Source organism: Methanofollis liminatans DSM 4140 (genome assembly GCF_000275865.1).
GTDB lineage: Archaea > Halobacteriota > Methanomicrobia > Methanomicrobiales > Methanofollaceae > Methanofollis > Methanofollis liminatans.
In genome coordinates this window covers 461,825-483,744 of the sequence record NZ_CM001555.1, presented here as the reverse complement: position 1 = coordinate 483,744, position 21,920 = coordinate 461,825, and the positions used below count along the sequence as shown (strand labels likewise).

Genomic DNA, 21,920 nt, shown 5'->3' with positions numbered 1-21,920 from the left:
AACGGTCCACTCCATCGATCATGGACGAGGACGCCTACTGGAACAGAGAGGTCGAGACGATGGACCGCGGGGACCTCGACGCCCTGGTCGACGAGCGGGTGCGCTACACGGTCAGGTACGCCGACGAACACTCCCCATTTTACCGAAAATGGTTCGCCGCCCACCGGATCGACCCCGCCTCGGTCACCTGCCACGAAGACCTCCTCGAACTCCCGGTCATCGGCGGCGGGACGATCCGCGAGCACCAGCCTCCGGCCACCCCGGATTTCGAGTTTCTCTCCGTGGACTGGAAGGACGTCTTCACCATCCACGAGACGAGCGGGACGAGCGGCGTCCCGAAGTCCTTCTTTCTGACCTGGGAGGACTGGCTCCGCTACGCCGAGAAGTATTCCCGGGCCTTTGCGATGGAAGGGATCAGCCAGGGCGACCGCGTGGTCGTCTGCGCCTCATACGGCATGAACGTCGGGGCGAACACCATGACGCTTGCGGCGCACGCGATGGGGGTGACCGTCATTCCCACCGGGAAATGCACCTTCCCGGTGCGCGTGATCAGGACCTACCGCCCGACGGCGATCGTCGGCAGCGTCTTCAAACTCCTCAGGCTGGCGCGCAGGCTCTCAGACGAGGGAATCGCCCCTGAGGAGTCGGGGGTGAGCCGTTTAATCGTCGGCGGGGAGAGCTTTGCCGAGGAGGCGCGCACCTATCTCGAGGAGGTCTGGAACTGCCCGGTCTACAACACCTACGGCTCGACAGAAGGGACGATGTGCGGCGAGTGCAGGGTGAAGGCCGGGCTGCACTGCCCTGAAGACCTCGTCCACGTCGACCTCTACGACCCGGCGATGGAGCGCTTCGTCAGGGACGGGGAGAAGGGAAGGCTCGTCCTCACCACCCTCCTCCCGGTCGGCGAAAAGGCCGGCACCCTCCTGATCAACTACGACACCGAGGACAACAGCCGCGTCCTGACCAGGGATCGGTGCGCATGCGGCCGGACGCATATGAAGATCGAACCGCCCTGGCGCGATGCCGAGACGATCGTCGTCCACGGATGCGCCATCAACCGGGTCGACATCGAGCGCGCCGTCTTCCAGCCCGAGAACATGAAGAGCATCACCGGCGAATACGAGGCATTCCTCTACGGCGACGGGGATGAGACGACGCTGCGGGTGAGCATGGAATGCATCGATCCGGCGACTGCGGATCAGGCGGCGATTAAACGGTCATTTTTCAACGCCCTCTTCCATGAAAGACCCGAAATCTCGGAGATCCATGAAGAGGGGCAGCTCTCGGTGATCTTCAACTTCACCCCTCCCGGCGGCCTCGAACTCGCCGCTATCAGGGGGAGGCCGAAACGGCTCGTTGACCGCAGGTAAAGGTTAACATCTGGCATGAGTTAAATAGACAGATTTAATATGCCCGGCATCAAGGGGTTACATAGCCGGAGGCATGTGGCGTGCTGCGGCGCATCGCCTTCAGGCCAATTTCTGGCACCCAAAACCTTCCTTTTTTTAAGAATTCTCTTGAAAAATAAGATTTTTTTCCGCCTTACGCAAGGACGGGGGTTCCGTCCTCTGCGCGCAGGCTGCTGCGCCCCCAGATCACCTCGCCGCCCTTGACGGCATAGGAGTTGAGGTAGAAGAGATCCACACCCTTTGTGTCTGCCGGCACTTTCACGTCCCTGGGGACGACAAGAAGGGCCTTTGCGACCGGAATCTTCCGGGTCTTCAGGTCCATGACCGATGCATTGAGGGCTTCGAAGTCGGTGGCCGGTACCTCGGCGGCAATCTTCACATTGACCAGGATGCGCTCCACCATGCCGGGCTTTTTCCTGATCAGGAGATAGTCCGGGTCCGCGCCATCGATACGGGGGCGGCGCTCAAGAGTCCAGCCTTCTTCATTCCTGTAGGCCTTCTTCAGGTCGCGCTCAACCGTATTGTAAAAACCTTCTTTCGTTGCACCCATTGATAATCCACTCTCAGTACCTATACTTCCAGCAACATTAAAAGGGTTTTTCATTCGTCTTTATCCGAGAGGAAGAGCAGGGATTTACACCGGCGGAGGAGGGGCGCCTGGCCAGAAAATCGCCGGGAACCACATATTTTCAGAAAGGGAAGCGGCAGGCCGGAAAGGTTCACAAAGACCGGCCCGGGAAAAATGAGCCCCCGCCACCATCATCACGTTCTTGCCCTCCCATACCAACATGATACGGATGAGCGGAGAGTGGAGACGCGATATCAGGCCCGGTCTGACCGTGGACATCGTCCTGAAAGCCGATCAGAGAACAGGAAAGAAGACGCGCGGTGTTGTCGCCGCCATCCTTACGAATTCCCCCCACCACCCGCACGGGATCAAGGTGAGACTCACCGACGGGCAGGTGGGCAGAGTCTGCGCGATCATCGCCGGGTCAGGTGAGGATCAGGGCGATGCCGTCGATCAGACCGGCAAGAAGGATCGCTGAGACCGGCGGAGCGACGGGCGCCGGACGCCATCCTCTCTGGCCCATATTTGCCGCAATCATAGTCTGCAGCACCTCACCGCCGCAGGTTAAGTTAACAAAAACAATTTAATTTTTAAAAATAGTTCATATGATCAGGTGAGAGATTGCATTACTTCAAGGACGAAACCGTACTCCACCTCTACCTCTCTGTAAAGGACTGCAACGAACCGATGATAAACGAAATCCAGCGCGACGCCGTGGACATCCTTTTCGGGATGGCGCGGGGAGGCAACGAAGAGGCGGTGGCCGCACTGCACGATCTCGCCCGGGCGCCCTCCCTGCATCCCCTCCTGCGCGAGCAGATCAGGTACACCCCGGGCATCCCTGTGGCGAGGTGAGCACAGGCACAAAGACCACGCACAATCACCACACCAGCGTCTCAATTCCATCCACACAATCCAGACACCCCACCCACTTTTCACGATCCGGGGGGCGGGCGACACCAGCCCAAACCCCGGACTCATACCCTCAGGGCACCTGTCCACCGCACCCTCATTCCAGGTTCTACTCCGCGCACCTTCGCGCCTTCGCGTGCGCTCCTTATGGAAAATCACACAAAGAGACCGGCATCCAGATCAACCCTCCGTTTCACGCGACGCCCTGACAGGAAGGAAGAGCCGCACAGGGGCAATTTCTCCCCATCGAACGAGATGCAGAGAATCCCAAAACAGGCGCTCCTGAAGCCGAACTGCAAAACGCAATCGAAAAGAGCCAAAAAAGAGATCAGCGGATGGACGCGGCGATCGCCGCGTCCGCAATCGCCCCGAGGCCCTCGACGTTCCAGCGCTCCGAACTGAGCACCAGATCGTACACCGAGAGATCCTCGATATCGATCCCGTAATACGTCAGATACCTGGTCCGCTCGCAGGCCTGCCTCTCCTCCGTATGGAGGCGTGCAGCCTCCTCCTCCTCGCCGTCCCGCGAGGAGATGCGCCCGATACGACACTCAGGAGACGCCGTCAGCCAGATCCTGATGTCGGCGTTCGAGACCATCCAGCCAGACAGCCTCCCCTCGACAACAATATCGTCAGCCGCCTCGGCCGTCTCCTTCTGGCGCGCATCGATCAGTTTGTCCACCGAGGGATCGGACTCGGCAAGGGCACCGAACGCAGCGAGCGACATGCCGCGCTCCTGCGCCAGCGCCCGAAACATCTCTCCCGCCGATATCACCCGGTAGCCGTGCTTCCCGGCAAGATACCGGGCAAGTGACGTCGTGCCACTCCCGGGCGGCCCGCTGATGGTGATCCGCACTCTACAGACCCCCGATATTGAGCGACTTCCTGATCACCTGACTGATAGCAAGAGAGCAGAGCATATACCAGAGGATCCAGATCGGGAAGAACCCCAGGATCATCTCCTGAAAGTTGACCATCCCGGCAAACGGCAGGGTCATCGTCTGGGTCACCGAGGGCAGGCGGTAGAGAAGCCAGAAAAAGATCGGAACAGAAACCAGCAGGATATATGCCATCGGCTGGAACTGCTGCTTGGAGAGTTCCATCTGGTCCTGCATCATACGGTCGCGCTTCGCCTCAAGTTTCTTGATCTTCTTCTCGTCGCCACCAAGCTGCGCCTCACGGAACTCCTTCTGGAACTCCTTCATCTTCGCCTGGACGCGCTGCATCCTCTCGTAATCGATGGTGTACTTCTGGATCAACGAGGAGTACAGGCCGGTGATCGCAGACAGGATCAGAATCAGCACAAAAAACGGGATCTTCCAATCATCGATCATCGGGCCGAAGATAAGATTCATCGCCCCGCCGACACCGTCCCTGATTGAAGGGATGCCGTACGAGATCATTATCAGCATGGTGAAGACAATTGCGATCGTGCCGCCATGATCCTTGAGCGCCATCCTCACCTCAGCACGGCCACCAGTGCGTCGATCGCGTGATCGAGCAGGAAATTCTCATTCCGGACGATATGAACGGTGCACCCGGTCATCATCGCATACGACGCCGCAAAGGCGCGGTTGAACGCCTGATGCTCGGCAATGCTGCGGCACCCTTCGGCATCGCGCCGGCGACTCTCGTCGCCCATCCGCCGCATTAAGATCTGGTCCTCGTCGGTCTCGACGAGCACGACGGTATCAGGGTGGATTTCGGTGAGCACCCAGGCGGGAAGACCGGGCAGATAGCCTGCCGGCGTCTTCACCGACGCATGGGTGTCGATGATAATATTCCCCTCCATCGCACCGATCCGCCGGGCAGCAAGTTTCTGCAGGTCCTTCTGGACATCGCGGTCGAGGTTGCGCATCTGGTCCCGGTCTTCAGCAAAACCCTCGGACTTCGCGGTCTCAAACATGCAGCTGCCAAAATTGATCGCCCTGTAGGGGACATTCTCCTCTGCAAGGCGCTTCATGGACTCTTCAATGACCGTGGTCTTCCCGACGCCGGGAACTCCGGTAATGATCACTCTCTTTCCAGCCATTCATTCTCTCCCGAAGAACTGCCGCATGAACGGATACATTTCCATGATCTGTTCACTCGCCACCTCTTCATAGAGGCGGTACGTGATACTGACAGTAAGCAGCAATCCTGTACCACTCACTGCACCTATCACACCAAAGAGGTTTGCAAATACACTCAGGAGTCCGATAAACACACCGCCGATCACCGTGACGCGCGGGATATAGCGGTCGAGGTACTTGATCAGCACCTGGGTGTTGCGGCGGTAGCCCGGGATCTGCATGCCCGAGAGCTGGATCTGCCGGGCAACGTCCTTCGAGTCGAGACCGGCGGTCTTGATCCAGAACAGCGCGAAGATCGCACCGCCGACGACCATGAACACCATATCGATGCCGAGACGGAGGATGATCTCCCAGGGTGCATGACCGAGATCGGAGATCCACCACATCCAGTCGGTCGGCCCGTTCACCGGGGCAAGGAACCACATCAGCCCGTCCACAGGCGCCTGCCCGTCGAACCGGCCGAAGATGGTGATCCCGACATTCGAGAGGAACATGCCGATCATCTGGACGTTTGCCTGGAGCACACGGACCAGGATCATCGGCAGCACACTTGCATAGATGAGCTTCACGGGAAACCGCGCCCGTGCACCGCGGACGCGGGCATGAGCGAGCGGAATCTCGATGCGCGTCGACTCCACATACACAACGATCAGGAATATGGCGATCGTCGTCACAAAGGCCAGCAGATCGGTCCCGAAATACTGGAGATAGTTCCCGCCCGATATGCCGATGGAAAACAGCCTCGGGAAAAAGCCCACCGGATACGGGTCAGAGACTGCCGACCAGTTAAAGAAGCCGTTGACCAGACTCTGGGATATCCCCGCGATAATGAAGAGGCCGACGCCTGAGCCAACACCCCACTTGGTGACCACCTCATCCATGAGGAAGATCAGAACGCCGCCGAGACAGATCTGCAGGAAGATCAGGAGCGAAAGTGCAAAGGTGTTCCCTCCGAAGAACGCGGAGGCTATTGCAGCATCAGGGACCAGGAATCCGCCGAAGAGGTTAGGAGCCGCCTCGAGGACGATCATGACGAAGATGAGAAGCTTCTGGAGCCCCATGTACAGAACCTGGCCACGAGCGTCGCTGGTGTCGATCTGGATCAGGTCAGCGCCTTTCAGGAGCTGCAGAACGATGGACGCCGTGACGATCGGCCCGATACCAAGGTGAACAATAGACCCGCTCGCACCGGCAAGAAGAGCACGGTAATACTGGAACACGTCCTGCGAACTGGCGTCCAGGCCGAAGACGGGTATGTTTGTCAGGAAAAAATACAGCAACAAGATCGCAGCGGTCCACATCAGTTTGTTCTTGAAGTGGACATGCCCCTCCGGAGACTTCACCGCCGGCATCGCCGCAAGCAAAGGCTCCATTCTATCCAGCAGATTCCCCATGGTTCCTCCTAAAAAAATGAGACGATCAGACGGTCAGTGCCTGACCGCCTGCCGCCTCAATTTTGTCTTTTGCCTGCGCTGAATACGATCCTGCGGTCAGCTTCAGGGCGTGGGTGACCTGCCCGCTGCCGAGCACCTTCTCGATGCCGAGGTCGGCGAGATCGATGGCGATGACGCCACTCTCCTCTTCGGCAAAGCCGGCCTGGACAAGGAACTCAGCGACCTGATCGATCTCGCCGACGTCCAGCACAGACACCTTCGTCTGGCCGGGGTTGACGAAACCGTTCTTCCCGTTGTGGACCTGTCCTGCAAGGAGGAAGCGGCTCCACCGGTGGTCCCGGTGTCCTGCCCTGCCTCTCCCGCCCCGGTTGCCCGCCCCACGGCGGTTCTTATGGGTGCCGCCGCCGCAGGTCCGCGTTCCGCGGTATTTTGAGCGTGTATTCGTGGGCATCTCTTTCACCTCATCCTGTAGAGAAGATCGTTGATCTCCTCACCATAGTTTCCAAGCGCTCCACCCTGCTGGAAAGTGCGCTTGATCGTCCTGAATCCCTTTCTCGGCGGGTGAAGACGGAGGACCGGCTTCAGATCAGGGATGTCCTGCATCGTTGCCTCGCCCCGGCAGAGCGCCGCCGCAAACTCCTCGATCCCTGAGAACGAGGAGTGAGCGCGGACGTACTCGTCGGTGAGCTTCAGGTTTCCGGTCAGACGGCCGCGGGTCGAAAGGACCGTCGCCACGGCCTTCTCGTCCACCTCGCCATAGGCGACATAGTCCTTGACCTTCCGGATCATACCCATGTATGCCGGGGTGTCCGGGACCATCACACAGTGGTTGATATGGTGGAGGCGGAGCATCTTCAGCGTGTCCTTGATGTCGGCGCGGGTATTGACGACACCGCGCACCTGCACTACTGCAAACATTTACTCTGCTCCCCCGGACCGGATCATGTTCGTCGCCTTCAGCGCATAGAAGGTCGCCTTGGCATAGTTGATCGTCGTCCTGGTGTTCCCGCTCGAGAACGCCCAGACATCCTTGACGCCGGCAAGGTCGAGCACCTTCTTGCCCACTTCACCGGTGACGAGGCCGATACCCTGCGGTGCCGGCATCAGGGTGACACGGACCGAGCCGGCCTTGCCCTTCACCTGCATCGGGATCGAGTGCCTGGTATTGCACCCGCATTCCCAGCTCCCGCAGCCGCGGCGTACCTTGATGACATTGGTCTTTGCATCATCAATTGCCTTTCGGATTGCGTTTCCTACCTGTGCGTCCTTGCCCTGCCCGAAACCGATGTAACCATTGTGGTTTCCGACGATGACCACGGCCCTGAACTTGACGCGCCGACCTGAGTCGGTCATCCTCTGGACCATGGAAATGTCGATGACCTCGTCTTCGAGGTCGGGAAGGAACGCATCGACGATCTGGGGCTCCCTGATGGGCTTGCCGCTCTCGAGCACCTCATCGATGCTCTTGATCTCGCCGGATGCGACCGCCTGGCCGAGGCCGGTCAGCGGGATCCAGGGCTGCTGTTCGTATGCCATGTCACTCCTGCTCCTTCATGATGGCCTTTGCCACTTCTTCAACGTTCTCTACCAGGTTTCCGGCCCTTTCAGGAGCGAACTCTGCAATGACCGCCCCACTGGTCCTCTCATCGTCAGGGAGAACCGACTCGCCGTGCGGGATCTCAAGCCCGGCCTCGACCGCGCCCTTCAGCGCCGCAAAGACGCGGGCGCCCTTCTGTGCCCGTGCAAGACCGATATCGAGGATCGCTTCCTCATAACCGGCTGCAAGCGCCTTGGTCGCAAAGAGCATCCCGGTCAGATATGCCGCCGGGGTGCCCGAGAACGAACCCTCGTACCCGAACGCCTTCAGTTCTGCAGAGTATGCAGAAATAAGGGTCTGGTCGCCCTGGTCGCCCGGCACCACAAGCTGGCAGATGATCTGGCGGTTGGTCCTGCGAACAACCATTCTCGGGATCCCTGAGAGCAGGAGTTTCGTACGCACGTGGTAGTCGGTCCTGCCCTCCTTCCTTCTGCGGAAGGGAACAAAATACCGTGCTCCAGTTGCCATATTACTCTGTCCTCCCTTTCATCATGTCCACATGGCTTTTCATGTGCGCCCTGCTCCTGAACTGTCCACCTGCGGCTCTCCGATAGAGGGTCCGGTAGGTGCGGCGGTCAACCGTGCCGTCCTCGCGCATCTCGCGCAGCGACGACCGGATCGCCCGGATCTTCATGATCCACTGCCTCTTCGAGGGGGTGCGGGCACCCGCACTGCCTTTCCTGCGGCCATAACCCTTCTTATGACCGTACGACCGCTTCGCTTCCCTGATACGGGCGCGGCCGCGGCTGTTCCCCTTCACAACGCCTGCCTTGATGACGCCCTCGGCGACCAGCTCGCGGATCTCGCTCCTGGAGATTGCCGCTTCAATGTCAGAGAGACGCTCGGGGTTGAGCCAGACGCGGTTTACACCGCACTTCAGGACTGCCGCCGCGATACGCTTCTGCGTCGAAAGATCACTCATCAGCCTCAGCCTCCTCTTCAACCACTGCCGGCGCGAGGTTCTTTGCGTTCAGCACCTTGAGGCCGGCCGCGATCGCCTTCTGCTGGATCTCGCCGCGCTTCTTCCTGCCCACGCCACCGGCGATCCTGACCGCCTGGGTGGCTGCATCGAGTCCTTCAAGGTCAGAGGGATTGTATGCGAGCACCTCGAAGTAGCCGGACGGGTGCATGCCGCGCACCGCAATCGGGGCATTGTAGCCAGCCTGCGGGTGGGCACCCTTCGCCCTGTACTGCCTCCTCTGCTTGCTGGTAAGACCGCGGGGTCTTCTCCAGGTGTCTTCCAGCTTCTTCTTTGCGTGGAGGCACTGGCGCTGGAATTTGCACCCGGTCTTCGCCGACCGGACACGGATTAAACGAATCTTGTTGTCTGCCATCTGCATCACGCCTTTTCTACGATGTATATTCCATCCTGGAAGACCCGCGTGTCGCGCTTACGGACCTTGGTCGCCCGCTCAATCTTCGCAGAGGTCGCTCCGACGAGATCCTTGTTGATGCCGGTGATGGTCACCTCATCGTTGCCGATCGCGACCTTGACGCCCGGGGAGATCCTGGCGTATCTCGCCTGTTTCTCACCAAGGAAGTTGTTGATCTCAAGGATATCGCCCTTGAGCTTGAGCTGGATCGGGAAGTGGGAGTAGACCACTTTCATCCTGTACTCATAGCCCTGTGCAACACCGTCGAACATGTTCTTCGCATGCGCCGCGTAGGTGCCGACCATGGCGATGACCCGTTTTCTGCCTGACTCGGTGGTGATGACAACCTCGCCATCGGTGATGGCGACATTGACGCCGGGGTAACGCATGTCCCGCGTGAGCTCGCCCTTCGGACCTTTCACCGCCATGGTGAAGTTCGTGAAGGCTGCCGTGATCCCGGCAGGGATGGTAACTCTTCTCTCAACTACCATTGCTCTCTCACCTCAGTAGACGAACCCCAGAAGTTCGCCGCCAATTCCAGCACGGCGTGCCTGTTCGTGCGACATGACGCCCTGAGAGGTCGAGATGATCAGGAGACCGAACCCCTTTGCCGGGAGGTACCTGTTTTCCCATCCTTCCATCTCATCGGCCGTCGCGGAGAAACGGGGCGTGATCGCACCGCACCGGTTGATCCTGCCGACGAGCCCGACGTTGAACTGACCGCCGCGGCCGTCCTCGACGTACTCGAACTCACCGATATAGCCGCTCTCCTGCATGATCCCGAGCATGGAGCCGATAAGTTTGCTCGCGGGCTCGATGATAACTGAGGGCTTCCCGCCGTCGCTGGCGTTCTTGATGGCGCTCATCGCATCTGCAATTGTATTCAGTCGTGCCATTTCTTCACCTCAGTTCATCTTCTTAAAGCCCATCTTGGGAGCCCACTCACGGAAACACTGCCGGCAGAACATGATGTTGTACCTGCGGACAAGGCCCTGCTTCCGGCCACAGATCCGGCACTCATTTGCGCCGCGTCCGAATTTCTTATCCTGTACCTCATCTGCCATCACTGCACCTCCATCCCATATTGTTCGGTCAGAAAGGCAATCGCTTCTTCGGGAGAGACGCGCTGCTTTGCCGGGAGTTTGCGCGGTCCGACTCTCCTGCGGGCGATGCGCACACCCTTCTTCTCGAGGATGACGTTGACGTCCATCCCGTAGATGCCGATCTGCGGGTCGTAGCTCTGGCCCGGGAAGTCGGTGTGCTCCTCGATGCCGAAGGAGAAGTTCCCCTCGCGGTCGATTGCCGACGCACCGATCCTGCGCTCGATGATATTGAAGGCGGTCTGGACGAATGTCTCGGCCTTTGCGCCCCGCAGGGTCACACGCGCACCGATGGGTGCGCCCTTCCTGATCCCGAACGCGGGCTGGGTCTTCTTTGCAATCGAGCGGACCGGGTTTCCACCGGTGATCGCTCTGATGATATCTTCGCCTTTGACAAGCCGGTCACCGCTCTCGCCGACGCCCATGTGGACGACGACCTTGTCGATGTGGACTGCCTGCATCGGATTTGTCATCAGCCCTCAATCCCCCATTCAGCGATTGCCGGCGTCTCTCTTCCGATCATGAAGACATACTGCTCGACTGTCTCGAAGGTTTCCCCGTCCTTGTCCTGGAGGATCACGCGGTTCGGGATGCTGCCGGCGGCGACACGGATCTCGCTGATCCTGCCGACCTTGCCGGAATGCTTCCCGCCGATGACCATCGCCATGTTTCCGATGGCGAAGGGGAAGTGGTCCACGATCGCAAAGCGGTTCTCGCCCTCAAGGGTGACCACAATGGAGTCCTTCGGGTGGTAGGTGTTGTCCGCAAGGAGGTTCGCACCGTACAGGAGGTTCAGCTGAACCTTGCCGCCGCGGACGATACTCTTGTTCCGGATCTTGCAGAGACGGGTCTTTGCGGCCTCGGCGTCGATCTCGATCGTGACCATGCGCCCCTTCTTGTCGGTCAGGACACGGTAGTGCTTGCCGATCTTCGGGATCGAGATGATATCAAAGATCCCGAGACCGAGCTTCGGGTCTGTGACCGGTTTACCGTTCAGGATGACCTGCCGCTGGTTAAGGATGCGCTTGACCTCCTTCATGTTCCCGGCAAGGCCCATCTTGTCGCGGAGCCATACGGCGACCGGCATTGCAGCGCCGCTGTGCGGACCCGGGCTGGTCTTCGTGACGAATTTCTCCTCTTTCTTGGCGATATGCCAGGAGACGGGAGCCGTCAGCCTCTTCAGATGATATGACATTTACTTCCTCTCCTCCAGCTTCGCCACCCGGCGGGGGTCTTTGACATTCAGTTTGGTGACTATCACATTGGAGGCGTTCACCGGCCTGGGCACTTCGGTGCCGTCGGTCTTGGTGACGGTGACGCCGTGGACCAGCAGGGTGCCGGTCTTCGTGTTGACACCGTCGACGACGCCCTCGGTTCCGGCATGGTCGCCGCGGAGCACCGTTACCGTGTCGCCGGTGACGACACGGACGCTACGCTTCTTGTACTCTCCTCTCAGCGCCACGGCAAGGGGCGCGGACAGGAACCGGCTCCGCTGGTGCATGGGTGCATTGTAGCGCGCCTTGCGCTGTTTTCTTGGCTGCTTGCTTGCAATTCGTACCATACACACACCTCACACGATGATCGTGGCGGTCGATCCGATCTTCGGGAACCGCTCTGCGACCTCACGGGCGACCGGACCCTTGATCTCGGTGCCCTTGGGCTCGCCGCGCTCGTCGATGATCACGACGGCGTTGTCGTCGAAGCCGACACGCAGACCGCTTGGCCGGCGCATTTCTTTCCTCTGTCTGATGACGACCGCCTTGATGAGCTTGCGCCGCATGTCGGGCGTGCCCTTCTTGACGGAGACGGTTGCCACGTCACCGATACCGAGTTTCGGCTGTCTTCTCCTGACACCGTGGTAGCCGTCGACCGAGACAACCTCGACGACCCTGGCACCGGTGTTGTCGGCGCAGATCAGCTTCGTCCCGGTCTGGACTGCTCGTGGAATCCGGGAGATTTTTGCCTTCATTTCAGATCACCTCAACCACAACGAAGTTCGTTGTCTTGGAGAGGGGGCGGCACTCGGCGATCTTTACGGTGTCGCCGATCTGAACGTCGATGCATCCAGGCAGGTGAGCATGATATTTCGAGGAGCGTTTCTCGTAACGGTTATACTTCTGCACGAAGTGAAGGTAATCCCGTCCGACAACGACCGTCCCGTTCATACGGTTGCTCACGACCTTGCCGGTGATCACCTGGCCGTGCACCGGCAGGGTGCCGTGAAACGGACAATTCACGTCACTGCATTCCTTCTCGGGAAGCGGGACGTTTAACCCAATGTTTCTCGCCATTATCTATCCTCTATTTCGTTTTGCGCATGCTGATCCGTTTTTCAGGCTGTGCCACAAGGGCAGACCCATCCACTTCGGCGCGTGTCCCGTCAGGGAGGGTGAAGAGAAAGACGCTGCCTTTCTTTTCCACCCGCACTTCCCCGTTCCGGGAGAGGATCACCAGCATATTGCGAGTCTCATCTACAATCCGGCCCGAAATGCCGACATGCGTCGGGTTCCTGGCCTTCACCAAAGAGACTGCAAGCCCGATGAGTTCGTGCCTGAGGAGGGTCTGCGGGGCGATCATGCCTGTTTGGTCCTCCGCGCGTTCTGCTCGGTGATGATCCGGGCGATTGTCCTGCGCACCACGCGGATATGCCCGGGGTTCTCCGGGGCACCGCCGGCGCTGACCTTGCCGCGCGACTGCATCAGGTCGAGCTTCAGTTTCTGGAGCTGTTCCCCAAGCTCAACGTCGCTGAGCTGGCGGACTTCGTGCGCTCTGAAGATTGCCATTTACTGCTCCCCCTCGATCAGGGTCTCAGGGACCTTGTCCTCAAACTCTGCGAGTTCGGCATCGACGTCGTCGCCGATATTGGTGGACTCTTCAACCGTTTCCGCCGAATACGGCTTGGGCGGAAGAACTTCGAAGCGGTCGGGGAGTTTTGCGTCGCCCGGTATGATCTTCACCTGGACGCCGATGATGCCGAGTTTCTTGATGGCAATGGCATAGCCCTTCTCGACGATCGTGATGCTCGGTTCGCCGCAGTGCTTGACATATCCCTCAAGGAACTTCTGGACGCGGGACCTTGCCCCGGTCAGTTTGCCTGAGAGCACAATCTCGCAGCCGAGTGCGCCCGATTCCATGACGCGCCGCATCGTGCTCTGCCCGGCCTTTCTGAAGTACCAGCCGCGCTCAAGGGCGGTGGCAAGGCGTTCGGCCATGATCTGGGCGTTCACGCTCGGGTTCGCGACCTGCTGAACCTCAACCTGCGGGGATTCGAGGTTGAAGTTGGTCGAGAGGTCCTGGGTGAGCTGCCTGACGAGCTTGCCGCCTTTCCCGATGACGATACCGGGCTTCTCGGCGAAGATCGTCACCTGGGTGCCCATCGGCGTGCGGACGATGTCCATGCCGCCGTAGCCGGCGCGCTTGAGTTCCCGGGAGAGGTATTCCTCGACCCTGACCCTGGTGACGCCTTCACTGACGAATTTACGCTCAATTGCCATCTTACTCCACCTCCCGGAGGATCAGCTCGATGTTCACGGTCTCGCGCCGTTTCGGGGTGGCGCGTCCCATCGCACGCGGGAAGACGCCGCGCCCGGCACGGCCGCGGTTGGCGGCGGCGTGGACGATGACGAGGTTCTCGGCGTCAAGGCCGCTGTACTCGGCGTTCTTCTTCGCCTGGTTGATCAGGGTGATAAACTCGCCTGATGCCTTTACCGGGTATCTGCCGGCGTCCCAGCCGACGAGCCCTCTCTTGTGGGCTACGTCCCTGTTGAACCGCTTGAACGGGATCGCCTTCTTCTTCGCGACGACGTCCTCGAGATATGCGAGGGCGGCGTCGGCTTTCATGCCCCTGATAAAGTGGGCAATCTCAATGGAGTGCTTCGGGGAAACGGAGAGCTCGTTCGCCTTGGCGCGAGCGAGGTTCTCCCCCTCGATCTGCAGTGAATATCCAGTCCTTGCCATTGCCATCACTTCAGGGGTACGTACTTGGAGGATCTGGTCGCACCGATACCGGCCGTTCCGTGGGAGACTCTCCTTCTGGTCAGGGCGAACTCGCCCAGGTAGTGGAAGACCGACTCGGGCTGAAGTTCTACGGCGACAAATTCCTTGCCGTTGTGGATCTCAACCGTCTTGCCGACCATCTCGGGCATGATGATCATGTCGCGCAGGTGGGTCCGGACGGCTTCGTCGCCGGTGCGCACCTTTGCAAGGAAGTTCTCATGATCTCTCGACAGCCCGCGGGTGACCTTGCGGCGCGCCCGGGCCGGCATCAGGGAGACGAGCTCGCTCGCTCCCATCTGCTGGAGGTCCTCAATCCTGTAGCCGCGGTAGGTGAACTCCTCACGTCGCCGCGGTAACCGCTTCTGCGTTTTCTTTGCCATTCAATCCCCTCCTCACTTCTTTGTTCTGCCAGTCCTGCGGGCAGCGATAGACCCGACCTTACGACCTGGCGACGTGCCGCGAGCGACCGTCTTGGGCCTTCCACAGTGCTGGTGGCCACCGCCACCGAACGGGTGGTCGATGACGTTCATCTTCAGACCGGACGATCTGGGCCACTTCTGGGCCTGCGACTTCATCTTATGGTATTTGTTGCCGGCCTTGACAAACGGCTTCTCGCCGCGTCCGCCACCGGCGACAATGCCGATCGTGGCCAGGCACATCTCGTTGAACCACTTCTGCTTGCCGCTGGGCATCTGGATTGCTACCTTGCCGGCGTTTTTGCCGACGATCATCGCCTGAACGCCGCTGGCGCGGACGAACTTGCCGCCGTCGTTGGGCCGTGATTCGATGTTGCAGACGTATGCCCCGATCGGGACGTCGCGCAGGAGCAGGGTGTTGCCGTTCCGGACAGAAGCCGCGGCACCCCAGGCGACCTCGTCGCCGATGCCCATGCCTTCGGTCACCAGGACGTACTCTTTCCTGCCGCCGTCGAACTCGACGCGCGCGATCGGCGCGTGGCGCGCCGGGTCGTGCTCGATATCGATGATACGGCCGACGAGGTCCTCGTTATTCTTGCAGACGTGCTTCAGCTCGGCTTTATATTTGTGGGATGGTGACCGATAGGTCGGGCCGCCCCGCCCACGATTCTGGCTGATAATTCTATGTCCCATCTCTTCACCACCTTACATGACACCGAGCCGACTGAGGATCTCCTCGGCGGCCTTCTCATTTTCAAAGCTGACGACTGCCTTTTTCTGGCCCTTCATCGTCATCATGGTCCGCACCGATGCCACCTTCTGGTCGAAGGTCTTCTCGATCTCGCGCCTGATCTCGTCCTTGGAGGCAGACTTCTGCACGAGAACCTGAACCTTGTTCTCGTTCTCGAGCATCATCATCGCTTTTTCCGTCACATACGGATGCCTGAGCACCATCGATATCACTCCATCCTCTTGAGGGCGCTTTCTGTCCAGAGCGTCAGCCTGCCGGCGTGCGTGCCCGGCGCAAGCATCTCGGTGTCGAGGTCAAAGATGCTGACCGCGTCGATGCCGGCGAGGTTGCGGGCTGCACGGAGCGGCTCGTCGCCGGTGACGATCAGAAGGCTCTTGCGCTGCTTGTACCGGCGGCCACGCATCTTGCCACGGCCTGCCCTGACCTTCTTGCTCTCTTTTGCACGCTCGACATCTGCATAGACGCCAAGGGCGGTGAGAGCGTTGATCACGTCGGTCGTCTTTCCGAGGGTTTCGAACGATTCGTCGACGACGAGGGGCACTTCACCCTCGAAGCGGTGACCGCGGGCGGCGACGAGTTCGGATACTGCGGTTGCGGCGATGGCCGAACGCAGAGCAGCCCATTTTTCCTGCTTGTTGATCTTCTTGACGAGGATCTTTGCCGTGACTGGCGGGTGCGCTTCACGACCGCCTTTGGCCTGCGGAACCTTTGCAGCTCTCGACCCGTTCTTCAGACGGGGGACGTGCGATGCACCGCGGCCTGACCCCCAGCCGACTGCCGAGCTTCTGATGCCTGCAAACGGGTGCGCGCCGTGGGGCTGGAGCCGGGTGCTCTGAATGGAGAGGACGGCCTTCTTGATCAGGTCAGGGCGATAGAGTTCTTCAAAGACTGACGGAAGCTCCATCTCGCGTACGACCGATCCGTCGATTGATCTGACATTTGCTTTCATTCCTGATCACCCCTGCTTGCTTTCCAGGCTGACATAGTTCACGGCGGGCGCCCTGATGGCGTGCTCGCCCTGTCTGATCGCCGGGCGGATACGGATGAGCCGCTTTGCCGGTCCGGGAATGGAACCCTTGATCATGATATAGGAGTTCCGCACGATGCCGTAGTGGAGGAAACCGCCTTCGGGCACGATGGCAGGGCCGTCGGTGCCGACCTTGAGGATCCGCTTGTTGAACTCGGTCCTCTGCTGGTAGCCCAGCTGACCCATCTGCGGGACCTGCCACCTGACGTGGTGCGGGTTCCAGGGGCCGAGGTTGCCGATGTGACGCTTTTTGCCGCCGCGGGAGTGCTTTCTCTTCCTGACCTGGATACCCCAGCGCTTGACTGCGCCCTGGGTGCCCTTGCCCTTGGTGATGGCCGTGACATCGACGTACTGGCCCTCTGACACGAGGGAGAGCGGGTCGATCTCTTTGCCGAGGAGCGAGGTGGCAAGGTCAAAACAGCCTTCGATTGAAGTGCCGTCGATCCTGGTCTCCATCAGCTCGGGCACCTTCTTGGGGACACCGGTCGTGGCGGCCGGCTGGGTGTAGACCAGCGCAACGATGTCGCTGACCTGGCCTGCGGCGAGGCGCTCCCTGATCTCTCCGAGGACGGCCTCGCGGTCGTGCTCTTTCGGCAGGGTGACCCTCTTTGCAAGCAGCGGGTCGAGTTCTTCGGCCCAGACCTCGGTCAGCGGGTGACGCCCGTAGGAGTCGGTGACGTAGGCGCGCACAGCGGCGACCCGCATCTTCGGGACCTCGACGACGGTGACCGGCACCATGATCTCGCGCCCCTCGGTCGGGCTGCTCTTGTGGTCGTCCACCATGATGACGTGCGTCATCCCTACCTTATAGCCTGCAATACCCTGGAGCACGGGCTCGCCCTTATGCTCCGGCCAGGACTGGTACTTCGGTACCTGGCTCTTCGCCCGTTTTCTCGGGCTGTATGCGAGGGAACCCCTGCGTGGCCTGTGTATATTCGCCATGTTCCTATCAATCCTCTGCTTTGGTTCTCTCCGAGAATCCCAGGTTTCCTGCTCAGGATTGCGCAAACACTTGCGAACGGGGACCGGCCCACTCCTCGCCCCGTTACCGGGGTCCGGACAGATCGAACGGGCACGCTTCTTCCGCGCAGCAGATCATCTGGAGTCCTGCTGCGGTGGTGTCGGGAGTGATGTGCCGTGGGTCGCGGTCTCCATGTCATGGAGATCATTCCGGTGTGCACCGGAATACCTCGTCTCGCGAAGAGATCCTGATCGTTGTGCATGCCGGCACGGGGCCGGCCGGGCTCGCCTGCACGGGCGGAGGCCCATTACACGGATCAGATCCAGCGTCTGTCAGCTCCTTGGGACTGGATTAGAGTCCTTCTCGGTTGTGCCCCCATAAGGGGCAGCCGGGGCATCACAGCCTGCCCCCCGCCTGGGGAACAGACCGGTTTATCCGTCAAACGGTTACAGAATGGCCGTCATACCACCATACGGCCATTGTTCTGTGTCCGGTTGTACAGGATACCATCGTCTCCGGTTCTTTAATTATTCTTCAGAAACGAATATAAACCTTCCCGTATGCACCGGAAAGGCCGGGAGAAAAGAGAACCATCAGCCAAAAAAGAGGTCGCCCTCTTTATTGATATAGACCTCGACGTCTTCACGGACATAGCGCGCCCTGAAACGGCCGGGGTTCGAGTCGTGGATGCGGTTGATCAGTTCGATGGTGTTGTACTTTACCTTGATCCCGAGTTTTTCCGCTTCCTCGAAGATCGTTGACGAGGCGTCGAAGAGATCGGTCCCGGCCTTGATCGTGCAGAGGTGATCCGAGTCCAGAGTGTAAAGGAATTCGAGCGTTTCTTTCGCCCTCTCGATATTCTCGTACGCTGCCTTCTCGATGGTGCAGACATTTGCCTTGGAGGTGCCGATGATATCTGCCACCTGCTGCTGCGTCAGCCCGGTCTTCCGGTACCTGAGCACCTCCTTCTGTCTGTCGGTGAGAAGCCCCTGCTTCATATGAATATCAATGAACCTCATGTCACTTAAACACTTTTATTTAACCCATGAGGAAACCGGATCTGGCGTGGATTCACAATCTTTATATCAGATTTCGCTTATAGTATGTCTGTTCTCAAATTTGAGAGGTGTATAGATGGTAGTTAAAGTAGGAATTGCCAAACTCGGCAACATTGCGAGCGGCGTCATGGCTGAGCTGCTCCTCGACGAGCGTGCGGACCGCGAAGACATGCAGACCTTTATGGCCACGTCCGGCACGAAACTGCAGCCCGAGGACATCGACCGCGTCGTCACCAACATGAAGGCATGGGGCCCAGACTTCTGCGTTGTCGTCTCTCCGAACGGCGTTCTGCCCGGACCGACCGGCGCGCGTGAGGAACTGGCCAAGGCCGGCATCCCGGTCGTCGTGATCACCGACGACATCACCACGAAGAAGGAGCAGTTCGACGCCCTCAAGGCGAGCACCTTCGGCTACATCATCATGAAGGCCGACTCGATGATCGGCGCCCGCCGCGAGTTCCTCGACCCCATCGAGATGGCCGACTACAACGGCAACCTGGTCAAGGTCCTTGCCCTGACCGGCGCATTCCGCAAGCTCCAGTTCGAACTTGACAAGGTCATCGACCAGGTCAAGGCAGGCAAGAAGGGTGCGGACCTCGTCCTCCCGAAGGTCGTCATGACCTCCGACAAGGCGGTCGAGGGCGAGTTCTCGAACCCGTACGCCCTTGCAAAGGCACGCGCCGCCTACGAGATCGCCTCGGCGGTCGCCGGCGTCAACGTGAAGGGCTGCTTCATGACGAAGGAGTGGGAGAAGTACATCCCGATCGTCTGCTCTGCCCACGAAATGATGCGCCAGGCCTCAGTGCTCTGCGACGAAGCCCGCGAGATCGAGAAGGCCGGCGACGCCGTCATCCGCAAGCCCCACAAGAAGGATGGCGTCATCGTCTCCAAGACGGCACTCATCTCCAAGCCCGAGTAAACCCAAATTCACCTTTTTTTCCGAATTTCCACTCTTGAAGACAACCCGATACCTTCGCCCGACTTTGCGCAGGCACATCAAGGCCGAGGATCTCTCAGGCAATAGATAGTGCGGCGGGCAGCGGGGGGGCACGCCCACAGGCAGGAGTGAAACCCGGAGGGGCAGGTAAGAGGATCAGGCCGGGATGATCCACCCCGAAATGGAGAAGAGCCAGTTTTTTGAACCACAGGTACCGGTCAGAACCGGCCCGACTCAGCCTCGCCCCTGAAATACCGCCCGAACTCCTCGGGCAGGGTCATCACCACCGGCTCGCAGTGGAGGCGCTCCATGAAGGCGGAGTCGGTCATCGAGGCCGGGTTCGGGTTGATCCTGGCGATGATCGAGCAGAACGCGGAAAAAGATTCTTCATCGGATTTTTTCCCGAAATAGACGGCCATATTGAAGGCCCGGGTGCCCAGGGAACGATAGCACTCGATCACCCTGAGGATGCCGCGGGCAAGGGGCCTCGTGCAGGGGCCGACCTCCCCCACCGTCGTAACGGGCAGGACACCGCGGACCTCGCGCTCACCGACCGGCACCGGGCTTGCAAACCACGGGATGACGTCTTCAAAGAGGAAACGATCTGAGGCGGAATCCCGGTCCACCAGGTCGTCCCAGTAGCGCCGGCCGCACTCCTGCCGGTAGGCCGCCGACGCCCGGATGTAGCGGCCCTGCAGAGCCGTCGGCGCCGGGTCGGCGATCCCCTGCATGTGGGGGTGGACGATGCTCGCCCCGGCCGAGGGAAGAAAGTTCCAGTTCATCGAGGTGTAGTCCGCCTGTCCCTCAAGAGACGAGGCAAGGCCGGAGAGGGCGTCTGCAAGCTGGTCCACCGTGAAACGCTCGACGCTATGCGCGCGCGTGATCACGGTCACGGTGTGCCAGGCGGCAAAAGGAAAGAGGTTCGGGAACGTGACGCTCTCGCCGCGGCGGATGCGGGTCCCGTCCGCGAATGCGGGCGTTTCTGCCTCCAGGCGGCCCGGGCAGAAGGGGCAGGATTCGTCGGGCGCCGCCACATAGGGGGGGCTGATCCCGCGCTGTATCCTTTCAGGACTGATCCGTGCGGCAATACCGGTCAGCGCCTCCCGTCTGACCTCGATCCGGCCGTCAGCGTAATGGTCGACGGAAAACATACCCTCTCAAAGAAGGTCTGGGACGCCGGGACAGATAAATGCACCCGGAAGGAGGATGGAAATGGATCCTCCTGAAAAAACGGGTGAAGGGAAGATTCAGTCCCTTCAGACGACGTATTTGCCGAGCAGGCGGATCGAGTTGGTCATGTCCGGGCCCAGCGGGGAGCCGAAGATGATCTGGGTGACACCGGCTGCCTTGAGGTCCTCGCACTTCTGCCTGACCATGTCCGGGGTACCGGCGATGGTGAAGGCGTCGATCTCGGCGTCGCCGACGAGGCCGCCGACAGCCTTGAAGTCGAAGCGGGCAAGGGCGTCCTTGATCTTGGCGACGTTGCCCTCGTCAAGGCCGTGGCGCTGGAGCAGCGCGGGCGGGGAACCGGCGGCGATGAAGGCGGCGACGATCTTTGCAGCGTTGCGGGCCTTCTTCTCGCTCTGGTCGATGGACATGGCGGTGTAGGCACCGACATCGTGTCCCTTCTTGCCTGCAGCTTCCTCAGCCTTCTTGATCATGGGAATGGCGATCTCGAAGTCCTTCGGGTTCGAGGCGTTGATCAGGGAGCCATCGCCGATCTCACCGGCGAGCTCGAGCATCTTGGGGCCCTGGGCGCCGATATAGACGGGGATGCCCTTCTTACCGGGCAGGGTGACGCCGGTGAGCTTCGCACCGTCGTAGTCGAAGAACTCCATCTCGCCGGTCTTCTTGATCTCTTCGCCTGCGCAGAGGCGGCGGAACTGGATGACGCCTTCCTTCAGGCGGGCGACGGGCTTCGCGCCCTGGATCGCGAGCTTCGGCAGAGTCGAAAGGTCGCCGGGACCGATGCCGAGCACGGCGCGTCCGTCGGAGATCTCGTTCAGCGTGCACATGAAGGAAGCGATGGCCGCCGGGGTGTCGGTGAACGTGTTCATGATGCCCGGGCCCATCTTGATCGAGTCGGTGTTCGCTGCGATCATGGCGAGGGTCGGGTAGCAGTGTCGGTTGTTGTAGTGGTTGGTGATCCACGCGTAGTCGATGTCCTTGGACTCCGCGAGTTTGACGTATTTTACAACCTGCTTTACATTAATGTTGCCTGGCACAAATTCAATTCCATAACTCAAGGCATTTCACCTCAGAGAGAGTAGTTATCGCACGAAGATAAAAGTATTCTCATTTGCCTTTGAAAACCAACATATTAACCCGAATATCCGATAGCAGATAGCA

General features: G+C 59.9%; 35 protein-coding genes. 4 read left to right on the top strand and 31 right to left on the bottom strand.

Annotation, left to right across the window (positions count from 1 at the left end; genetic code table 11):
- The first annotated feature begins 20 nt into the window (after positions 1-20).
- Positions 21-1,370 (top strand): coenzyme F390 synthetase, encoded by a 1,350-nt coding sequence (gene ftsA, locus METLI_RS02330; protein ID WP_004037719.1) that lies wholly within the window; start codon positions 21-23, stop codon positions 1,368-1,370.
- Between the two features lie 172 nt (positions 1,371-1,542).
- On the opposite strand, the gene METLI_RS02325 is transcribed toward ftsA, so the two are convergent.
- Positions 1,543-1,959: a hypothetical protein gene (locus METLI_RS02325; RefSeq protein WP_004037718.1), complete on the bottom strand. Its 417-nt coding sequence runs from the start codon at positions 1,957-1,959 to the stop codon at positions 1,543-1,545.
- Between the two features lie 238 nt (positions 1,960-2,197).
- Between METLI_RS02325 and METLI_RS02320 the strand changes: the two genes are divergently transcribed.
- Together METLI_RS02320 and METLI_RS02315 are read left to right on the top strand one after the other, a co-directional pair.
- Positions 2,198-2,455 (top strand): YwbE family protein, encoded by a 258-nt coding sequence (locus METLI_RS02320; RefSeq protein ID WP_004037717.1) that lies wholly within the window; start codon positions 2,198-2,200, stop codon positions 2,453-2,455.
- A 143-nt stretch (positions 2,456-2,598) separates the two neighbouring features.
- On the top strand, positions 2,599-2,832 hold the full coding sequence (locus tag METLI_RS02315; RefSeq protein WP_004037716.1) for a hypothetical protein: 234 nt from the start codon (positions 2,599-2,601) through the stop codon (positions 2,830-2,832).
- Positions 2,833-3,217: 385 nt separating this feature from the next.
- On the opposite strand, the gene cmk is transcribed toward METLI_RS02315, so the two are convergent.
- The 28 genes from cmk to METLI_RS02175 form a co-directional block, all read right to left on the bottom strand.
- Positions 3,218-3,745, bottom strand: a complete 528-nt coding sequence (cmk, locus tag METLI_RS02310; RefSeq protein WP_004037715.1) for a (d)CMP kinase — start codon at positions 3,743-3,745, stop codon at positions 3,218-3,220.
- 1 nt (position 3,746) lies between these two features.
- Positions 3,747-4,346 (bottom strand): DUF106 domain-containing protein, encoded by a 600-nt coding sequence (locus METLI_RS02305; RefSeq protein WP_004037714.1) that lies wholly within the window; start codon positions 4,344-4,346, stop codon positions 3,747-3,749.
- A 2-nt stretch (positions 4,347-4,348) separates the two neighbouring features.
- Positions 4,349-4,921 carry an adenylate kinase gene (locus METLI_RS02300; RefSeq protein WP_004037713.1) on the bottom strand — a complete coding sequence of 191 codons (573 nt, stop codon included), beginning with the start codon at positions 4,919-4,921 and terminating at the stop codon, positions 4,349-4,351.
- On the bottom strand, positions 4,922-6,355 hold the full coding sequence (gene secY / locus METLI_RS02295; RefSeq protein WP_004037712.1) for a preprotein translocase subunit SecY: 1,434 nt from the start codon (positions 6,353-6,355) through the stop codon (positions 4,922-4,924).
- 25 nt (positions 6,356-6,380) lie between these two features.
- The gene (locus tag METLI_RS02290) at positions 6,381-6,806 is read right to left on the bottom strand and encodes an uL15m family ribosomal protein (RefSeq protein ID WP_004037711.1); all 426 of its coding nucleotides are present in this window, start codon (positions 6,804-6,806) and stop codon (positions 6,381-6,383) included.
- Between the two features lie 5 nt (positions 6,807-6,811).
- Positions 6,812-7,273 carry a 50S ribosomal protein L30 gene (locus METLI_RS02285; protein ID WP_004037710.1) on the bottom strand — a complete coding sequence of 154 codons (462 nt, stop codon included), beginning with the start codon at positions 7,271-7,273 and terminating at the stop codon, positions 6,812-6,814.
- Positions 7,274-7,891 carry a 30S ribosomal protein S5 gene (locus METLI_RS02280; RefSeq protein ID WP_004037709.1) on the bottom strand — a complete coding sequence of 206 codons (618 nt, stop codon included), beginning with the start codon at positions 7,889-7,891 and terminating at the stop codon, positions 7,274-7,276.
- A 1-nt stretch (position 7,892) separates the two neighbouring features.
- Positions 7,893-8,420 carry a 50S ribosomal protein L18 gene (locus tag METLI_RS02275; RefSeq protein ID WP_004037708.1) on the bottom strand — a complete coding sequence of 176 codons (528 nt, stop codon included), beginning with the start codon at positions 8,418-8,420 and terminating at the stop codon, positions 7,893-7,895.
- A gap of 1 nt (position 8,421) precedes the next feature.
- Positions 8,422-8,874, bottom strand: a complete 453-nt coding sequence (locus tag METLI_RS02270; protein WP_004037707.1) for a 50S ribosomal protein L19e — start codon at positions 8,872-8,874, stop codon at positions 8,422-8,424.
- The gene (locus METLI_RS02265) at positions 8,867-9,286 is read right to left on the bottom strand and encodes a 50S ribosomal protein L32e (protein ID WP_004037706.1); all 420 of its coding nucleotides are present in this window, start codon (positions 9,284-9,286) and stop codon (positions 8,867-8,869) included. The genes METLI_RS02270 and METLI_RS02265 overlap by 8 nt, the downstream gene beginning before the upstream one ends.
- Positions 9,287-9,291: 5 nt before the next feature.
- Complete coding sequence (locus METLI_RS02260; RefSeq protein ID WP_004037705.1) at positions 9,292-9,816, bottom strand: 50S ribosomal protein L6; 525 nt, start codon at positions 9,814-9,816, stop codon at positions 9,292-9,294.
- Positions 9,817-9,828: 12 nt separating this feature from the next.
- Positions 9,829-10,221: a 30S ribosomal protein S8 gene (locus tag METLI_RS02255; protein WP_004037703.1), complete on the bottom strand. Its 393-nt coding sequence runs from the start codon at positions 10,219-10,221 to the stop codon at positions 9,829-9,831.
- Positions 10,222-10,230: 9 nt separating this feature from the next.
- Positions 10,231-10,389 (bottom strand): 30S ribosomal protein S14, encoded by a 159-nt coding sequence (locus tag METLI_RS02250; RefSeq protein ID WP_004037701.1) that lies wholly within the window; start codon positions 10,387-10,389, stop codon positions 10,231-10,233.
- Positions 10,389-10,898, bottom strand: a complete 510-nt coding sequence (locus METLI_RS02245) for a 50S ribosomal protein L5 (protein WP_004037699.1) — start codon at positions 10,896-10,898, stop codon at positions 10,389-10,391. The genes METLI_RS02250 and METLI_RS02245 overlap by 1 nt, the downstream gene beginning before the upstream one ends.
- Positions 10,898-11,620 carry a 30S ribosomal protein S4e gene (locus METLI_RS02240; RefSeq protein WP_004037697.1) on the bottom strand — a complete coding sequence of 241 codons (723 nt, stop codon included), beginning with the start codon at positions 11,618-11,620 and terminating at the stop codon, positions 10,898-10,900. The genes METLI_RS02245 and METLI_RS02240 overlap by 1 nt, the downstream gene beginning before the upstream one ends.
- Positions 11,621-11,986 carry a 50S ribosomal protein L24 gene (gene rplX, locus METLI_RS02235; protein ID WP_004037696.1) on the bottom strand — a complete coding sequence of 122 codons (366 nt, stop codon included), beginning with the start codon at positions 11,984-11,986 and terminating at the stop codon, positions 11,621-11,623. It abuts the gene before it with no gap.
- Between the two features lie 9 nt (positions 11,987-11,995).
- A complete protein-coding gene (locus METLI_RS02230) occupies positions 11,996-12,394 on the bottom strand; it encodes a 50S ribosomal protein L14 (RefSeq protein ID WP_004037694.1) in 399 nt (132 codons plus the stop codon).
- 1 nt (position 12,395) lies between these two features.
- Entirely contained in the window at positions 12,396-12,716 is a 321-nt protein-coding gene (locus tag METLI_RS02225) for a 30S ribosomal protein S17 (RefSeq protein ID WP_004037692.1), read from the bottom strand.
- A 10-nt stretch (positions 12,717-12,726) separates the two neighbouring features.
- The gene (gene rnp1 / locus METLI_RS02220; protein ID WP_004037690.1) at positions 12,727-13,002 is read right to left on the bottom strand and encodes a ribonuclease P protein component 1; all 276 of its coding nucleotides are present in this window, start codon (positions 13,000-13,002) and stop codon (positions 12,727-12,729) included.
- On the bottom strand, positions 12,999-13,208 hold the full coding sequence (rpmC, locus tag METLI_RS02215) for a 50S ribosomal protein L29 (RefSeq protein ID WP_004037688.1): 210 nt from the start codon (positions 13,206-13,208) through the stop codon (positions 12,999-13,001). The genes rnp1 and rpmC overlap by 4 nt, the downstream gene beginning before the upstream one ends.
- Entirely contained in the window at positions 13,209-13,919 is a 711-nt protein-coding gene (locus METLI_RS02210) for a 30S ribosomal protein S3 (protein ID WP_004037687.1), read from the bottom strand. It abuts the gene before it with no gap.
- A 1-nt stretch (position 13,920) separates the two neighbouring features.
- Positions 13,921-14,382 (bottom strand): 50S ribosomal protein L22, encoded by a 462-nt coding sequence (locus METLI_RS02205; protein WP_048103979.1) that lies wholly within the window; start codon positions 14,380-14,382, stop codon positions 13,921-13,923.
- A gap of 5 nt (positions 14,383-14,387) precedes the next feature.
- Positions 14,388-14,801: a 30S ribosomal protein S19 gene (locus METLI_RS02200; protein ID WP_004037685.1), complete on the bottom strand. Its 414-nt coding sequence runs from the start codon at positions 14,799-14,801 to the stop codon at positions 14,388-14,390.
- 12 nt (positions 14,802-14,813) lie between these two features.
- Complete coding sequence (locus METLI_RS02195; protein ID WP_004037684.1) at positions 14,814-15,530, bottom strand: 50S ribosomal protein L2; 717 nt, start codon at positions 15,528-15,530, stop codon at positions 14,814-14,816.
- Positions 15,531-15,542: 12 nt separating this feature from the next.
- Positions 15,543-15,791, bottom strand: coding sequence for a 50S ribosomal protein L23 (locus tag METLI_RS02190; RefSeq protein WP_004037683.1), 249 nt, complete (start codon positions 15,789-15,791; stop codon positions 15,543-15,545).
- Between the two features lie 5 nt (positions 15,792-15,796).
- Positions 15,797-16,537 carry a 50S ribosomal protein L4 gene (gene rpl4p / locus METLI_RS02185; RefSeq protein WP_004037682.1) on the bottom strand — a complete coding sequence of 247 codons (741 nt, stop codon included), beginning with the start codon at positions 16,535-16,537 and terminating at the stop codon, positions 15,797-15,799.
- A gap of 6 nt (positions 16,538-16,543) precedes the next feature.
- On the bottom strand, positions 16,544-17,557 hold the full coding sequence (rpl3p, locus tag METLI_RS02180; protein WP_004037681.1) for a 50S ribosomal protein L3: 1,014 nt from the start codon (positions 17,555-17,557) through the stop codon (positions 16,544-16,546).
- A 612-nt stretch (positions 17,558-18,169) separates the two neighbouring features.
- A complete protein-coding gene (locus METLI_RS02175) occupies positions 18,170-18,574 on the bottom strand; it encodes a Tfx family DNA-binding protein (protein ID WP_004037680.1) in 405 nt (134 codons plus the stop codon).
- A gap of 136 nt (positions 18,575-18,710) precedes the next feature.
- Between METLI_RS02175 and METLI_RS02170 the strand changes: the two genes are divergently transcribed.
- Complete coding sequence (locus tag METLI_RS02170) at positions 18,711-19,553, top strand: F420-dependent methylenetetrahydromethanopterin dehydrogenase (protein WP_004037679.1); 843 nt, start codon at positions 18,711-18,713, stop codon at positions 19,551-19,553.
- Positions 19,554-19,789: 236 nt separating this feature from the next.
- On the opposite strand, the gene METLI_RS02165 is transcribed toward METLI_RS02170, so the two are convergent.
- Together METLI_RS02165 and METLI_RS02160 are read right to left on the bottom strand one after the other, a co-directional pair.
- Entirely contained in the window at positions 19,790-20,722 is a 933-nt protein-coding gene (locus METLI_RS02165; RefSeq protein ID WP_004037677.1) for a hypothetical protein, read from the bottom strand.
- A gap of 105 nt (positions 20,723-20,827) precedes the next feature.
- Positions 20,828-21,817, bottom strand: a complete 990-nt coding sequence (locus tag METLI_RS02160; RefSeq protein ID WP_004037675.1) for a 5,10-methylenetetrahydromethanopterin reductase — start codon at positions 21,815-21,817, stop codon at positions 20,828-20,830.
- Positions 21,818-21,920 lie beyond the last annotated feature (103 nt).